14 protein-coding genes and 5 tRNA genes are annotated in these 14648 nt (G+C 47.0%); 7 read left to right on the forward strand and 12 right to left on the reverse strand.

Features of this window, described 5'->3' with window-relative positions:
• The first annotated feature begins 176 nt into the window (after positions 1–176).
• Together ACFYU8_RS08355 and ACFYU8_RS08360 are read left to right on the forward strand one after the other, a co-directional pair.
• A complete protein-coding gene (locus ACFYU8_RS08355; protein ID WP_390294071.1) occupies positions 177–977 on the forward strand; it encodes a class I SAM-dependent methyltransferase in 801 nt (266 codons plus the stop codon).
• Positions 974–1648, forward strand: a complete 675-nt coding sequence (locus ACFYU8_RS08360) for a hypothetical protein (RefSeq protein WP_390294069.1) — start codon at positions 974–976, stop codon at positions 1646–1648. The genes ACFYU8_RS08355 and ACFYU8_RS08360 overlap by 4 nt, the downstream gene beginning before the upstream one ends.
• Positions 1649–1738: 90 nt before the next feature.
• Here the strand turns inward: ACFYU8_RS08360 and ACFYU8_RS08365 are convergent, their stop codons facing one another.
• Genes ACFYU8_RS08365 through ACFYU8_RS08375 form a run of 3 tightly spaced genes read right to left on the reverse strand, consistent with a single transcriptional unit; the run spans position 1739 to position 5467 of the window.
• Positions 1739–3256, reverse strand: coding sequence for an efflux RND transporter periplasmic adaptor subunit (locus ACFYU8_RS08365; RefSeq protein ID WP_390294067.1), 1518 nt, complete (start codon positions 3254–3256; stop codon positions 1739–1741).
• Between the two features lie 24 nt (positions 3257–3280).
• Positions 3281–4741, reverse strand: a complete 1461-nt coding sequence (locus ACFYU8_RS08370; protein ID WP_390294065.1) for an ABC transporter permease — start codon at positions 4739–4741, stop codon at positions 3281–3283.
• 24 nt (positions 4742–4765) lie between these two features.
• Positions 4766–5467 carry an ABC transporter ATP-binding protein gene (locus tag ACFYU8_RS08375; protein ID WP_390294063.1) on the reverse strand — a complete coding sequence of 234 codons (702 nt, stop codon included), beginning with the start codon at positions 5465–5467 and terminating at the stop codon, positions 4766–4768.
• 219 nt (positions 5468–5686) lie between these two features.
• On the opposite strand from ACFYU8_RS08375, the gene ACFYU8_RS08380 reads away from it, so the two are divergent.
• Together ACFYU8_RS08380 and pdxK are read left to right on the forward strand one after the other, a co-directional pair.
• On the forward strand, positions 5687–5860 hold the full coding sequence (locus ACFYU8_RS08380) for a hypothetical protein (protein ID WP_007723176.1): 174 nt from the start codon (positions 5687–5689) through the stop codon (positions 5858–5860).
• A 170-nt stretch (positions 5861–6030) separates the two neighbouring features.
• The gene (pdxK, locus tag ACFYU8_RS08385; protein ID WP_390294061.1) at positions 6031–6858 is read left to right on the forward strand and encodes a pyridoxine/pyridoxal/pyridoxamine kinase; all 828 of its coding nucleotides are present in this window, start codon (positions 6031–6033) and stop codon (positions 6856–6858) included.
• 71 nt (positions 6859–6929) lie between these two features.
• Here pdxK and rarD read toward each other — a convergent pair whose 3' ends face one another.
• On the reverse strand, positions 6930–7838 hold the full coding sequence (gene rarD, locus ACFYU8_RS08390) for an EamA family transporter RarD (protein WP_390294059.1): 909 nt from the start codon (positions 7836–7838) through the stop codon (positions 6930–6932).
• Between the two features lie 288 nt (positions 7839–8126).
• On the opposite strand from rarD, the gene ACFYU8_RS08395 reads away from it, so the two are divergent.
• The 3 genes from ACFYU8_RS08395 to ACFYU8_RS08405 all read left to right on the forward strand — a co-directional run bounded on the left by ACFYU8_RS08395 (position 8127) and on the right by ACFYU8_RS08405 (position 10016).
• Positions 8127–9035, forward strand: coding sequence for an EamA family transporter (locus tag ACFYU8_RS08395; protein WP_390294057.1), 909 nt, complete (start codon positions 8127–8129; stop codon positions 9033–9035).
• 148 nt (positions 9036–9183) lie between these two features.
• Positions 9184–9651, forward strand: a complete 468-nt coding sequence (locus tag ACFYU8_RS08400) for a DinB family protein (protein WP_390294055.1) — start codon at positions 9184–9186, stop codon at positions 9649–9651.
• Complete coding sequence (locus ACFYU8_RS08405; RefSeq protein WP_390294053.1) at positions 9648–10016, forward strand: glyoxalase superfamily protein; 369 nt, start codon at positions 9648–9650, stop codon at positions 10014–10016. Before ACFYU8_RS08400 ends, ACFYU8_RS08405 begins: the two co-directional genes overlap by 4 nt.
• 80 nt (positions 10017–10096) lie before the next feature.
• On the opposite strand, the gene ACFYU8_RS08410 is transcribed toward ACFYU8_RS08405, so the two are convergent.
• From ACFYU8_RS08410 to ACFYU8_RS08445, 8 genes are all read right to left on the reverse strand, one after another.
• Positions 10097–10172: transfer RNA gene (locus ACFYU8_RS08410), tRNA-His, on the reverse strand.
• Positions 10173–10189: 17 nt separating this feature from the next.
• Positions 10190–10276 (reverse strand) — tRNA-Leu (locus tag ACFYU8_RS08415).
• 9 nt (positions 10277–10285) lie between these two features.
• Positions 10286–10361: transfer RNA gene (locus ACFYU8_RS08420), tRNA-Val, on the reverse strand.
• An 86-nt stretch (positions 10362–10447) separates the two neighbouring features.
• Positions 10448–10521, reverse strand: a tRNA-Glu gene (locus ACFYU8_RS08425).
• Between the two features lie 4 nt (positions 10522–10525).
• A tRNA-Ser gene (locus ACFYU8_RS08430) sits at positions 10526–10618 on the reverse strand.
• Positions 10619–11475: 857 nt separating this feature from the next.
• Positions 11476–12285, reverse strand: a complete 810-nt coding sequence (gene thiM / locus ACFYU8_RS08435; protein WP_390294051.1) for a hydroxyethylthiazole kinase — start codon at positions 12283–12285, stop codon at positions 11476–11478.
• Positions 12251–12793, reverse strand: coding sequence for a hypothetical protein (locus ACFYU8_RS08440; RefSeq protein ID WP_390294049.1), 543 nt, complete (start codon positions 12791–12793; stop codon positions 12251–12253). The genes thiM and ACFYU8_RS08440 overlap by 35 nt, the downstream gene beginning before the upstream one ends.
• A gap of 283 nt (positions 12794–13076) precedes the next feature.
• Positions 13077–14513 (reverse strand): RtcB family protein, encoded by a 1437-nt coding sequence (locus ACFYU8_RS08445; protein WP_390297178.1) that lies wholly within the window; start codon positions 14511–14513, stop codon positions 13077–13079.
• Positions 14514–14648 lie beyond the last annotated feature (135 nt).

Here is a 14648-nt window from a genome sequence, read left to right on the forward strand (position 1 = left end):
TCTTCCTTACAATTTTATCAACTGTGATCATTCGACAAAAACGGCGAAATATCCTTTACGACCGTACAGCTTTTTCTCGCGCTAGATATAGTTAAATACTATCCAGTTTATAATTAATATAGATTTGACTTATATCTCCCCAGTCGGTAAAAATTGATGATAGGGAGGGGATCCAGATGGTTCAAACCAATCAATGGAATGCCGGGCTATACGACGCCAAAATGAATTTCGTCTCAGAATACGGCAAAGGATTAATGGACTGGCTACAACCAGCTCCTGGAGAAAGCATTCTTGACTTAGGCTGTGGAACAGGCGATCTGAGTGCTCAACTATCGCTTGCGGGAGCAAATGTGACAGGAATCGACTTTTCTGCCGCCATGATTGAGGCTGCTCGCCAAAAATACCCGCAGTTAGCCTTTAAAGTAGCCGATGCGCATACGTATCGAACAGATGTCAGCTACGACGCAGTCTTTTCCAATGCCGCACTCCACTGGATGAAACGTCCTGCAGAAGTCGTTGAAACCATATGGTTGGCTCTTGATCCCGGAGGACGCTTTGTTGCCGAATTTGGAGGACACGGCAATTGCGGACAAATAACAAAGGCATTACGAACTGTTTTGGCACGCAAAGGAATCTCAGCCGATGAGCGCTCGCCATGGTATTTTCCCAGCATAGGAGAGTATACGACCCTTTTGGAAAAGCAAGGCTTTCACGTTGTACTCGCGTCCCATTTTGATCGTCCCACTGTCATGGCTGATGGGGACCTGGGGCTTTTGCATTGGTTGAATTCTTTTTGCAGTCCTTTTTTTGCCGGACTGTCTTCAAATGAAATCCAACAGGTATGTAGGGACGTCGCTGACTTATTGCGTCCTGCTCTGTTTCAAGAGGGTCACTGGGTGCTCGATTACAAGCGCATTCGCGTCATTGCCCATAAGAAATCAGAGAATGATGCTCTACATGGGGGAACTGCACGATGACTCGTATTGCCTGTCTCCATGGACATTATTCGAATATTTCCCTCTTATCAGATGCGTTCGCAACCTTTGATGTCGAGCTCATTCATTTTGTTGATCCAGGTTTACTCCTGCAAAACGCGGGAACACCTGTCCATACCACGGAACAATCACATGCCAAATTACGTGATCAACTAACCTGGATGCAGTGCTGCGCCGTAGACGCTATCGTAATCACTTGCACGCAGTATGCCTCACTCGTAACACCAGAGGATGAAGAAACTGCCACTATCCCAATCTTCACAATCGATGGACCTTTTTTTCATGAGCTTGCTCTGCATACTGAACCACAAGTTCTGCTGTTTTCCAATCCCGCTACTATCCAACCTACGATGGAGCGTCTCGTGAAACACGCACGTTCCCACAACCTTTATCCAGAGATTCAAGTAAACATCGTCGAAAATGCTTTTGCCCTACTCATGGAAAACAAGCAGGAAGCGTACAGAGAAGCGATAAAGGACGCCCTTTATCAACTCCACCGTACGTTTCCAGATCAACCTATTGCCGTGGCACAGCTCTCCATGGCACCTGTTGCCGATCAGTTTGCAAAGGAAAACGGCTGTACAATCTCCCATCCTTTACATAGTTTGACGTCGCAAATGTCCACTACGTTGCAATTGCGTTCAAACCTTTGAAAAGCGTATGCATGTAAAAAACAGCCCCGTTTGCTTAGGTCTTTGGCCAGTGGCAACGGGGCTGTCGCTATAATCGAATTCGATTGACTTTTACATGCCTTCGGAGTTGGTCACCAGAACCTCTTCTCCCTCATTCAAGCCACCTTTGATTTCAATAAAATCATATCCTTCAATACCGATTTCTACGTCTTTCGGCATTGGATCTCCGGTGCTCGGATCTTTCACCATTACTGTTCCCTGACCTGGCCCCAGAATTTCAACCGCATTGCTTGGCAAGCGCAGGACATTCTGTGCTTGAGCGACGATAATATCGTTGTCTCCCGTCATCCCATGCTTAAAATCAGCCTTGTCTAGCAGTTCCACTTTTACCGCGAAACGAACTTCCTTGTCTTCTTTTTTCCCTTCTTTCGGGAGCTCTATGACTTTGCCTTTAAACGGCTCGGTACCAAACGCATACACATAAACATCGACATTTTGTCCGATTTTAATCGCGGGAATATCAAGCTCTCCAACGGCTGCCACAAAGTAAACAGAAGTCGTGTCCATAATAATGGCTGCAGGATCAGATCCTGGCGCTTCACCTTCTTTTACACTTAGCTTGGTGATGACACCGCCAATTGGTGCTGTTACTTGGTTCTTCGCAATTTCACGCTTTTTCTGCTCCATGTTCAATAAGGACCCTTTTAGCGCGAGCTCTTTTTCCATCAGCTCCATACCGGACGCTTCCATATCCATCTTGAACAGTTGTTGCCCTACCTTGATTACATCGTCCTTTTTCACGTCAATCTTGCCGATTTTCCCGTAAGTACCCGCCAAAATTTCCATTTCATCTGGCAGTTCAAATTCTTGCTGGTTTCGGCTGACATACAACAGTCCCTTATCGTCCGTATACTGAACTTCACCTTTGTCCCCTACATAGATGGCTCCTGGCTTCTTAACCAAAACCTCGACATTGTGAATTCCGCCAACACCTGCTACTTTTTGACCTATTCTATCCACTTCCGTGACAACACCCTCCACAAAATACATGGAAGTCGGAATGAATACCTTCACTTTTTGACCTACACTGAATCGTTCAGACTCATAGGAAGTAAATTGCCCAATAATTTTCAAATAGTCGGTATTAGCCAGCTTGACTACTGCCTGATCCGGTCTTACATCTTGCCCTTCTTCCACAAGGACCTCAATCACTTTTCCTTCTTTAGTGGCCGCGATCTTGTCTTTCTTTTGTTTAATTTCACTTAGCTCTTTTTTCGCTTTTAAAATTTCCAGCTCCAGCTTTTGCATCTCCAGTTGTGCATCCGAGCTGTCTATCGTGAACAAGGCATCGCCTTTTTTCACAGACTGACCTTCCTTGACTAACACACGTTGCACCTTGCCATTGAGCTCTGGCTTGACTTCCTCACGCGCCTTCGCTTCCACTGTACCTGCTGAGTTGATCGTTTTCTTCACGTCACCGCGTTCCACGAGCGCTGTCGGGAAGGTCGGTTTTTCTTCTGGCTTTTCTTCTGTAACCTCTTCGCCCTTGAAGTACGGATAGCCGTAATAGCTTCCCCCTCCAAGAACGGCCACGACCGTGGCGATAATGATCCATTTTTTCTTGTTCATCCTACGTTCCCCACATTTCATCTCTTATTCAGATCGAATCGCTTGCAGTGCACTTAAACGAGATGCGCGAATCGCCGGGAAGATTCCCGCCAATACCCCAATAATAAAGGAGAAGCCAATCGCAAACAGTGCCAGCCAGCTCGGAATGACCGCTAGCTTTGTCGGCTCAGCCTCAGGATCTCCTCCACGGCCATAGCCCATGTTCAGACTATCCAAGAGACCGCCAGACGCTCCGAAGTAATTCACGAGCTCAACCGCTCCCCACGCCATGCCAAGACCAGCTAGTCCACCTATCAAGCCAATAAAGCCTGATTCCATTAAGAACAGCCAGCGAATATTCAACACAGTGGCTCCGATTACTTTCATGATGCCAATCTCTTTGGTCCGCTCTAAAATCGACATGATCATTGTATTGACGATCCCGATGGTTGCGACGAGCAAGGAGATTGCGGCGATTCCTCCGAGGACCATCTGAATCACGAAGAAGAAGTTATTGATGGTTTCCAGCTCACGTGCAGGCGACCATACTTCAAAGCCCTTTTCCTTCAACGCTTTGACGACACCCTCGACTTTTTCACGAGACTCTACCTTGACTGTAATTCTGTCAAATTCAAATGTATCCTTTTTGGCTTTATCACGTGAGCGGCGCGATGCACCCTCTTCGACTTCGTCACCTCGACTGCGCGTGACCCACTCGTTCAGCTCTTTCACAACGTTAATCGGTACATAAACCGCTGCAGACGAGTTACGTTCTTCAGACTTCTTTAATTGACCGACAACCTTCACACGTAGTTCTTTTTTCTCGTATTTCGGTTCATCGTCGATGCGATATTCTCGTGACAAGATGAGAGTCCCTGCTCTGTCTACGAGATTGAAGGCCAGTGCTTCTCCGCCCCCGATATCAGGCGGCGGCATGTTGGACATTTCATTACGACCGCCTCCGGCCTTTCTTCGCCGCTCCTCGCGCTTTTCCTTTTCTACGTCGCGCATTTCTCTGGATACATCGAAAGCAACAACTATCTCTTGTGGTGCCCCTGTCAGATAGCTCCCTTTTTCAATGTCATTTTTACGATAGGCAGCCGACTCATTCACATCAACCCCAATAAGCTGTACGTGACCTTCTCGTCTACCCACCTTAAGCTTCGCTTGCTCACGCAATTCTTTTATCGGCATAACTGCCTGAATGCCAGGAATCTTTTTTAATTCCTGCACCGCTTGCATATTCAGCTTCTTGACTTTATCCTCTGGCACATCAATCCATTCGCCATTTTCCTCGTACCAACGCAATGGCTCGACGTCCATCTCTGTCAAGTTCCCGAAGTTCTCCAAGCTTTTTACTGCACTTTCCTTAAGCCCTAAACTAAGTGCCATCATCGCGACGATTGCAGCCGTTCCGATCATGACACCAACCGACGTGAGGGCTGTCCGCAGCTTCATTCGCCACAGATTCCTCCAGACGATGCGAAAAGAATCCATTACTTTCACTGTTTGTTCACCTCATACCCTCGCCTACGCTGGTCTTGTCTTTTTTTGTACAACCCGCCCGTCCTGGAGATAAATGACGCGGTCGGACTGTTCCGCTACTTCCTGCTCATGGGTAACGATGATGAACGTAGTCCCATTTTCCTTGTTCATTTCTCTCATTAATAGGAGAATCTCTTGTTCTGTCTTCGAGTCCAGGTTTCCCGTCGGTTCATCCGCCAAGATGATGCCTGGCTGATTGACGAGCGCTCTCGCAATACTAACACGCTGCTGTTGTCCACCACTAAGCTCATTGGGTCTGTGGTCGATACGACCTTCTAGCCCTACACGGTGTAGGATTTCCGTTGCTTTCGCCCGACGTTTTTTCTTGCTTTCGCCCGCAAAAATCAAGGGAAGCTCTACGTTTTCCAACGCTGTCAGATTTGGGAGCAGATTGTATGACTGGAAGATAAAGCCCATATTTTTACGGCGAAACATGCATAATTCGTTTTCGCTGTAACTGGAAATCTTTGCTCCGCTAACCATGACACTCCCTTCCTCCGGCTTGGTCAAACCCGCAAGCAAATTCAAGAGCGTAGACTTGCCTGAACCCGACGAGCCGCACAGAGCCACGAATTCTCCCTGGTTGATATGAACGTTGATATCAAACAGCACGGGCACTTTAATTTTTCCCGTTCCGTAGCTGTGATTGACCGCTGTCACCGTCAGCTCTCCTGTTGAATTGACCATCGTTTGTCGCACCTCATTCGTTCTTTCAAAATGGAAGCTTTCGTAAACATCACATATTAAAGACGTAACATTTCGCAAAACGTAACGCTCTTTCAGAAACAATTTACGATTTACAGAATAACCATATTTTCTTCAAAAATATGTAACAGCTATGTAACCTTTTGCAGCCCGTTACGTAATACAATGTAGATGTCAACAAACCATGGAGGGTCGAAGAAGATGACTATCTATCGCTTTTTATTTGAAACAGCAACACGCAGATGGGTTGAAATCATCAAGGCACCCAGTATGTTTGAGGCAGCAAAGCAAGCCAAACAACTTGCAACCAAGCGTTCCAAGTCCATGTCCACTACCATAAGCTTCTCTTTCCACCACGCTGCATCTCAAGCATAAATGCACACATACATAAACCGCTTTCCCACTACGGGAGGCGGTTTTTATATTTTGGGGATATTATTGACAGCACGGATTTCTTCCTCTTTAATATAGAGAGAGGCAATACAGCGCATGACAGTATAGATCCGCTTCGATTGTGCAGCGGTATACAAAGGGAGATAATCACAATGACCATGAAGAAAGCACTCACCATTGCAGGTTCCGACACCAGCGGCGGAGCTGGTCAGCAAGCAGACCTCAAAACGTTTCAGGAGCTTGGTGTTTTCGGGATGACCGCCCTCACCGTTATCGTAGCCCAAGATCCACATAACGAATGGTTTCACGAAGTGTTTCCGATCGATGTCGGGATCTTGGAAAAACAAATCGAAACCGTACTTTCCGGAATTGGCGTAGATGCTGTAAAAACAGGGATGCTCGGAACCACTGAACTGGTTGACCTCGCTACCCGTAAAATAAAACAATACGATTTGAAAAATGTTGTCGTTGACCCTGTGATGATCTGTAAGGGTGCAGATGAAGCACTCCATCCAGAAATTGCAGTCAGCCTGCGTGAAGTCTTGCTCCCACACGCGACAGTTGCGACTCCTAACCTGATCGAAGCTGGTATTCTCAGCCAAATGGGCGCACTGAAAAGTGTCGATGACATGAAGGAAGCGGCGAAGCGCATCCACGACTTCGGCACCTCTTATGTCGTTGTAAAAGGCGGCAGCAAGCTTCAAAGCGGCAATGCCGTAGATGTTTTCTATGACGGGAAAACGATCGAGGTATTGGAATCAGAGCGTTTTGAGACGAGCTTTACTCATGGCGCCGGCTGCACGTTCTCAGCTGCAATCTGTGCTGAATTGGCAAAAGGAAGCTCTGTGCACAACGCAGTAGCTGTCGCAAAAGAATTTATTACCGAAGCGATTCGCCATTCGTTTGCGCTCAATAAATATGTGGGACCTACTAATCACGGTGCGTACCGCATGAAAAAGCACGGCGAAGCGATTTTCTAATCACGTGTTGGTAAGCAAAAACTCCTGACCATATCCGAGTCTTTCTCGGCGGGTCAGGAGTTTTCTTATGTTTACGCTTGTTTTTTGATGGCGACCTCATGTTTGATTGGGGCAACTTTTCGATTCATGCGCACGGAAGACACCGTAAATACGATGAGCGCAGACCAGATGAATCCAAAGCTGATGAGATGTGTTTGGGTGAAAGTCTCACCGAACAAGAAAACAGCTGATAGTAGCGATATTGTAGGTGCCAAGTATTGAATGAAGCCCACAACGGAAAGTGGGAGTCTAGTCGTTGCTTGGGCGAACCAGTAGAGCGGCATAGCAGTAGCTATCCCGGCCAGCGTCAACAACAGGAGTTGCCACCACGCTAATGATGTCATCGTCTCCGTCCCATTGACCTGTAGCATCAACAGATAACCGAAAGCAATGGGCGCCACAAACAGCGTTTCCCAAGCCAGCCCGATCATCGCTTCCATCCGGACGACCTTTTTCGCCAGACTGTAAAAAGCAAAGGTCACGGCAAGCGATAGAGAGACCCATGGAATCTCACCATACTGGAAGGTGATGAACAAGACTCCAAAAGCGGCGAGTATAAGCGCGAGCCATTGCCCGGCATGTAATTTTTCTTTTAAGAAAATGACTCCAAGCAGTACGGTGATAAGAGGATTCATGTAGTAGCCAAGACTCGTTTGCATGACTTGATCATTATTCACTGCCCAGATAAAAATGAGCCAGTTTGCACTGATCAGCAGTGAACATATCGCTAATGCTCCAAACATTTTCAAACCAGTAACCGCTCTCCACATACTGCGCCAGCGTTTCGTTACCTGGATAATGATTGCGACAAAAATAATCGACCAGACGATTCGATGGGCGAGTATCTCCCATGCCCCCATTGCCTGAAACAGCTTCCAATAGAGCGGGAGTAACCCCCAAGCCAAATACGCCACTGTTGCGTAAATAATCCCCTGTCTCATCCTTGCTCCTCCAAGTGTTTCGCCTTCTCTTTTTCTATAGACGACTTTTTGAACTTCTTCTCTATGGAGTAGTGTAACGGAAATATGAAAAAACAGCTATGTATTCTCACCAAGTATAAGGGGTCCTTTACACTTTCGTTCGTTACCATATTACCAATGCATGCAGCTAGCTAATTACCTTAGTAGCACAGTGAAGTATAGACAAAAATTTTATTGTACCACTTTTATAGCTGTAGTACAATAGTCATTATTCTTCCGAGTTTAGTCATACGAAAGGAACTTTTACTTATGACATACTGGCGATCTATCTTTTTAGTTTTACTTGGTGCATGTAGCTACGGTGTTCTCTCGATCTTCATGAAGCATGCTTTTCAACTCGGCTTTACACCATTCGAAATGAGCGGGAGCCAATTGATTTTTGGCGGCTTGATCATGACAGTCATGGCCATCTTTTTCTCCAAGCAACGGTTTTCGTTCAAGTATTTGTTGCTTTTGGCACCAGCCAGCCTCATGATGGCCTCAACCAGTCTTTTTTACCATCAGGCTGTTAGCCGAGTCTCTGCTTCACTCGCAATCGTTCTCCTCTTTCAGTTTACCTGGATCGGTGTCTTGCTGGAGGCGATTGTCGATCGCAAATGGCCGACCGCTGAAAAATGGGTGTCTCTGGCTATGCTTGGAGCAGGGACGGTTCTTGCAAGCGGCCTGGGCGAAAGTGGCATTCAGAGCGTAGACATGGTGGGATTGATCTTCGGTCTGCTGTCTGGCGCGACATTTGCCCTGGTTATTTTCTTCAGCGGGCGAATTCTCCCTGGCATGGACCCCTACTTACGAAGCGCGATTTCGATTGGCATGGCAGCCCTGATGCTCTCGATCATTTATCCGCCCACTTTCCTGGTAAATGGTCAACTTCTGCATGGTCTGCTGCCGCTCGGTCTTTTAGTTGCGATCTTCGGTTCGGTCATCCCGATTTTCTGTTTGGCTGTCGGTGTGCCGCGGATCGGCAATGGACTGGCCACCATTTTAAGTGCAGTCGAGCTGCCTACAGTCGTGCTCTTGTCGAGCTTCGTGCTTCAAGAGACTGTCTCTCTCCCTCAATGGGGTGGCGTGTTTATGATTCTCGCTGCCATTTGTGTACCGCAAGTAAAATGGCGGAAACTATTCTCCCCTTCTCGCGCCCTCGAGCAGGAAAGAATGTAACGCAGTTTCCTATACACAGCGTATAAATGGCGTGCAGACGAGCTGATTCTGCACGCTTTTTTTGTTGCTACACCCCTTCTTATAGAAGGAAGGTAGATTCTCTCGCTCGAATGTATTTGCAAAGACTGCCACGCAAAGGGGAAAAGGTATGGAAGAAAAACGTCATAGGGTGCTATTCCAGCAGCTAGAGGATTATCGACAGGAGACATTAAAAGCAATCGATGGTTTGACGGATGAAGATGTGAACCTCATACCCGATAGTTTCTCAAACAATATCTTGTGGAATCTGGGACATATCTATCTCGATCAGTATTTATGGATTGCCCACCTTACAAAAGAAACGATCCCGTTATCCCCTGGCTTCAATGAATGGTTTAACTTCGGGACAAAACCTGCTGACTGGGATACCCCACCACCAAAACTCGCAGTGCTCGTCTCCCTTTTACAAGAACAACCTCAGAAGATACAAGCCGCTTACAAGGATCGATTAGAAGAAGAGTTTCCCGCAACTGAATCCGGCATGCATACGATTGCACAAGTGCTTGTCCGAACGATTTTTCACGAAGCGTTGCATCTCGCATCAATCAACACAATCCGGAGGTTTCTAGGTAAATGAATCAGACGATAACTCCTATTTTTCGTATGTTTGACGTGGATAAGGCAAGAGAGTTTTATGTAGACTTTCTAGGTTTTCAGGTTGATTGGGAGCATCGATACGAGGATCATTTTCCTTTGTATATGCAAATTTCGTCTCCATCGTGCACGATCCATCTGTCCGAGCATCACGGGGATGCTTGTCCTGGCTCAGCGATTCGCGTGCAGGTTGAGAACATTGAGCTTTTTCATCAGTCACTGGTGCGTCAAGGATACAAGTTCGCTTGTCCTGGTCTGGAGGAGACGCCGTGGGGAACGCGTGAAGTGAGCGTGACCGATCCTTTTGGCAATCGCCTTCACTTTTATCAACCTGTCGATCATTCGTAAACGAATACAAAGAAAGCCCAGCAGAAGTTCCTTTACAGGAGCCACTGCTGGGCTATTTCATTTTACTTTTTCATTATAAATGGGGCGATCGATGGGACTTGAACCCACGAGTGCCGGAGCCACAATCCGGTGCGTTAACCCCTTCGCCACGACCGCCATGTATAGGGTTTGTTTGGTGCGGTCGAGAGGACTTGAACCTCCACGGTGTTGCCACCACTAGAACCTGAATCTAGCGCGTCTGCCAATTCCGCCACGACCGCATATAAAAATGGTGGAGGCTGACGGGATCGAACCGCCGACCCTCTGCTTGTAAGGCAGATGCTCTCCCAGCTGAGCTAAGCCTCCAGATACCCCACAAAGTGACGCCAATACAATGAAGCATATTCCGAGTACTTTGCGGGGGCCCCGGATTACTATACGGGATGTTTAAGTGACCCGTAGGGGATTCGAACCCCTGTATGACAGCGTGAAAGGCTGCTGTGTTAAACCGCTTCACCAACGGGCCAAGATGGCGGATGGAGTGGGATTTGAACCCACGAGACGATTCGACACCGCCTACACGATTTCCAATCGTGCTCCTTCGGCCGCTCGGACATCCATCCATCGTGCCTGTAAGCGTTCGCTTCGGCAAGAATTAATCTATCATATTTACAACATGATTTCAAGTGATATTTTGATAGTTTTCCCCTTGTTCGACCTTCGGGTAGAAAAAAGGGAGATTGCCTAAAGCAACTTCACTTTCTGTTTAATATGATACAAGTAGTATCCCTTTACAAAACGGAGTGATGTCAGTTGTCAAAAAGAAATCGCCGTTCAGGAGGCTTGCCCTGTTTGTACGGAAACTGGTGTGGGCCTGGATGCTCCGGGCCAGGTGCGCCGATTGATGACGTCGACAGATGCTGCAAGCGGCATGATGATTGCTATCGAAAGCACGGCTATTTTTCTTGTCATTGCGATCAGGAGCTCGTGCGCTGCCTTCGAAATAAAGTAAACAATTCGACGGAAAAAGGGAGAATGGCCGGACTCATCTCGAATTTTTTCTCTCGTACAGGGTGCTTTCCCAACAATCCTCGCTAATTTATTCTGAATCATTCTCCTTGTCAGTTTTCATACAAAAAACAGTAACAACTTGGACATGAATCAGACATAATTCCCTTGTTTTTCCTTGTATTTTTTTGGTACTCTATTGAATGTCCAAGGAGGGTACGCAGCGTGGAATTGCACATACGAACAGACGCCAGTGTGGCGCTGACGTTAAAGAGAGAAATTATATGTCATGGTATTTCCCGTTTTTATGTCCGTCCATACGATGAAGATCAAGTAGAATTTATATTCCTAGCACTATCAGAGCACCAGAAGAAGCTGCTGTCTTATTCACTACGAAATTACAGCTACTGTCTAACATATCTAGCTTAATCGTTCTACGGCCATTTTTATTCCCCTTTTTCAAGGGGAATTTTTATTCTTTTTTTTCGATGTACCCAAAACGGCGCACTTCGTCTGGTGTCAAGTTATGCAACGCATTCAAAAATTCGATTTGGAAACTGCCAGGACCTGCTCCCGCTGCTTTTTCTGCTGCCAGCTGCGCAGCAACACCGTAGCATACCAATGCCGCAGCTCCTGCAATCAGCCTGTCTTTTGCAACGGCTGCAAACGCTCCCATAACAGATGTTAACAAACAGCCTGTTCCGGTCACCCTTGTTAAGATTGGATGACCATTATGGATCGAGTAAGTCGTTTCTCCATCCGAAATCACATCGACCTTGCCTGTAATTGCGACAATTGTCCTTAGCTTTTGCGCTGCTGTTCTCGCTAGGTCCGCGACATCTCCTCCCGCTTCCTTCGCATCTACACCTTTAATCTCCCAGCGCTCCCCGATGACATTAGCAATCTCGGCAGCATTTCCTCTAATGAAGGTAAGGTCGAGTTCCTGCGCAAGATGTTGACTTGTCTCGGTTCGGTACGATGTCGCTCCCGCTCCCACAGGATCAAACAAAACAGGCACTCCATGCTGATTCGCCGATTTGCCTGCGATCAGCATCGCTTCTATCTCATGCTCATTCAATGTCCCTATATTCAATACAAGAGCTCCGGCGATCTTTGCCATGTCTGCCACCTCTTGTTTGGCATACGCCATGACAGGTGATGCACCAAGGGCTAACAAGCCATTCGCTGTAAAGTTTGTGACAACTACGTTCGTCATGTTATGCACAAGTGGATTATCTTCTCGCACTTTAATTAGTAATTGCCCGATTGTCTCCAGAATCATGCTCGTTACCCCTTTCCTCTTGAACGACGACTCGTGGAATCATCTTGTACACCTCGATGACTTCTCCTAATATAGAATGCTCTTGCATGACGCCAATGATGATATAGGAGTGTTTTAAGATAGGTAGTTCGCGCATGTCAGCTACGATTTTCCACGTTTTCCCATCATCATCCGTCACGCTAGCACTGAAGGAGACTCTTCCCGCCCCTTCCTTCAAGATGTCCACGGCATCAAGGACCCCACATAGTTTCATCCGATCATCTGGATGCATGATCCGGTTTTCCTCGACCCATTTCAGCTTCATTTCTTCTACTTTTAATGTTTTCCATCGATCAAGGAACTCCCAATCCTTGGAATGCGGAAATATATGCTTCGTTTGCTCAAGGAAGGTGTTGTACTCTCCGTGAAGCTGATCTACATAATCATCTACATCCTCAGAAATCACACGAATCGAATCCTCTCCGCATGTCCGGATGTGGTGAGCCAGGTATTTGAAGGACTCGATCATGTCAAAGTTCCCCCAACCCCAGGCCTGTTCGCCGAAAACTCCCCCCCGGGTTCGGCATTTTAGGCAGGTGAAGTAATAGTATGTAGGCATATCTGTTCCCCTATCTCCCCTATTTTGTCTCTCTTTTGGTATCGGTTGAGGAAGCCAAGCAATTTATGTTACATTCGAACCTATTTTTTGAAACTTCTCATGCAATTTGTTCACAATTTAACTTCTATTATTTAGTGTAAGTTAAATCACAAAAGGTGGCTCCCCCCAAAATTTTTCAGGAAGCCACTCTTCATTATACTCCTTTTATGGCAATTAGAGGATTACATTTTGCGACGACAGATGCAAGATTTGCTCCCACAACTGAATCGATGATTTGATCTACATCTTTATAGGCTTGCGGGCACTCATCAAGGATGGAAGCGAGCGAACGGTGATTCACCATGATCTCATCTTCCTGTCCCACACGCATTGCCTGTTCGAATTGATCGATGGTCACTAGTTCCTTGGTTGCCTTGCGAGAACGGGCACGTCCTGCACCATGGCAGATCGAATAAAAGTTTTTGGCTCCGGCATCCGATCCGACCATGATATAGGACGATGTTCCCATAGAGCCTGGGATCAAAGCTGGATGTCCCGTTTCACGGTAAGCCTTCGGATTTTGGAAATGACCTGCCGGCAACGCCTTCGTCGCTCCTTTTCGGTGGACGAGCATCGGTGTGTTGCGGTGGAATTCTTTCAAGGCGTAATTATGCATCAAATCATACAAGACTGGCGTACGCATCTCACTTCCGAATACATCCTGAAACGCCTTCTCCACTGAAAATCCGATCATATGCCGATTCGTTACCGCAAAGTTCAGAGCGGAGTACATCAAATTCAAATACTGTTGCCCTTCCTCGCTTTGGATCGGGGCATATACCAAGCTCGGCTCGGGATTCGTGATCCCCCACTTGTACATGGCTTCCTTGTAGCTTTTGGTATAATCACGCCCTAGCATTGCCCCCCACGCCCGTGAGCCGGAATGAATCATGATGACGACCTGGCCGTCGAAAAGTCCCCACGCTTTCGCAATCTCCCGGTTCTCCTCCGCGATCTCGAGATACTGGATTTCAATAAAGTGGTTACCGCCCCCCAAAGTTCCCAGTTGGCCCCACGCACGACTCCAAGATTTTTGTGGGATTTGCTCAAGGAAAGAATGGTCGAATTCAAATGTGTACTTTTCCACATGCGAGAAAGAACGACTTAGTGTGTCAGGTGCTACTTCTGTGTCCGGAATGTAGTTGCCAGGCAGTCCTTTCAAGCCATGCTTCACCACATCTTCCAAGCGAATATCTGTAAAATGCGTGTTTCCCCGTTCGTTTGTCGGGACGTACGCTTCGATCGCTTCGATCAATGCACGTTTTAGTCTCTTGTCTTTAAGGTCGTCTCGATGCAAGGGAGTCAGATGCACACGCATTCCACATCCAATGTCTGATCCGACGATGGAAGGCGAGACAAATCCATCGGCAAAATTCCAAACCGCTGTCGTCCCAATGCAGGTCCCGACGCCGACATGCGCATCGGGGGTATACGAAAAATAAACATTTCGCGGAATACGCAGATTATTGTCTGCCATTTGATATACGCGTTCACCGAAGCTCGCAAAGACTTCGTCATTCGCAAAAACGTGCACATTTCCATGCTCTAGCTTCACTTCACGATGGTTGTTTCCATGCAAAATTGCTTTCATCATCCATTTCTCCTGTCTTTCACAGCCTGTGCTGTTTTTCTTACCCTTATTTTCCATCGGCGCATCAGTTTTGAACATGGTAAAAGTATTACGAACCTCTTTTTATCATTGACTTCTCTTCCGCCTCTTCGTAAT

Source organism: Brevibacillus sp. NPDC003359 (assembly GCF_042878995.1).
In the GTDB taxonomy this organism is placed as follows: Bacteria; Bacillota; Bacilli; order Brevibacillales; family Brevibacillaceae; genus Brevibacillus.

Bases quoted from the DNA above. Each gene is read 5' to 3' on its own strand.
- ACFYU8_RS08360 (WP_390294069.1), top strand. From the start codon at position 974: ATGACTCGTATTGCCTGTCTCCATGGACATTATTCGAATATTTCCCTC.
- ACFYU8_RS08445 (WP_390297178.1), bottom strand. From the start codon at position 14,513: ATGAAAGCAATTTTGCATGGAAACAACCATCGTGAAGTGAAGCTAGAG.
- ACFYU8_RS08365 (WP_390294067.1), bottom strand. From the start codon at position 3,256: ATGAACAAGAAAAAATGGATCATTATCGCCACGGTCGTGGCCGTTCTT.
- ACFYU8_RS08440 (WP_390294049.1), bottom strand. From the start codon at position 12,793: ATGATCGAGTCCTTCAAATACCTGGCTCACCACATCCGGACATGCGGA.
- thiM (WP_390294051.1), bottom strand. From the start codon at position 12,285: ATGATTCTGGAGACAATCGGGCAATTACTAATTAAAGTGCGAGAAGAT.
- ACFYU8_RS08355 (WP_390294071.1), top strand. From the start codon at position 177: ATGGTTCAAACCAATCAATGGAATGCCGGGCTATACGACGCCAAAATG.
- ACFYU8_RS08400 (WP_390294055.1), top strand. From the start codon at position 9,184: ATGGAAGAAAAACGTCATAGGGTGCTATTCCAGCAGCTAGAGGATTAT.
- ACFYU8_RS08380 (WP_007723176.1), top strand. From the start codon at position 5,687: ATGACTATCTATCGCTTTTTATTTGAAACAGCAACACGCAGATGGGTT.
- pdxK (WP_390294061.1), top strand. From the start codon at position 6,031: ATGACCATGAAGAAAGCACTCACCATTGCAGGTTCCGACACCAGCGGC.
- ACFYU8_RS08405 (WP_390294053.1), top strand. From the start codon at position 9,648: ATGAATCAGACGATAACTCCTATTTTTCGTATGTTTGACGTGGATAAG.
- ACFYU8_RS08395 (WP_390294057.1), top strand. From the start codon at position 8,127: ATGACATACTGGCGATCTATCTTTTTAGTTTTACTTGGTGCATGTAGC.
- rarD (WP_390294059.1), bottom strand. From the start codon at position 7,838: ATGAGACAGGGGATTATTTACGCAACAGTGGCGTATTTGGCTTGGGGG.
- ACFYU8_RS08375 (WP_390294063.1), bottom strand. From the start codon at position 5,467: ATGGTCAATTCAACAGGAGAGCTGACGGTGACAGCGGTCAATCACAGC.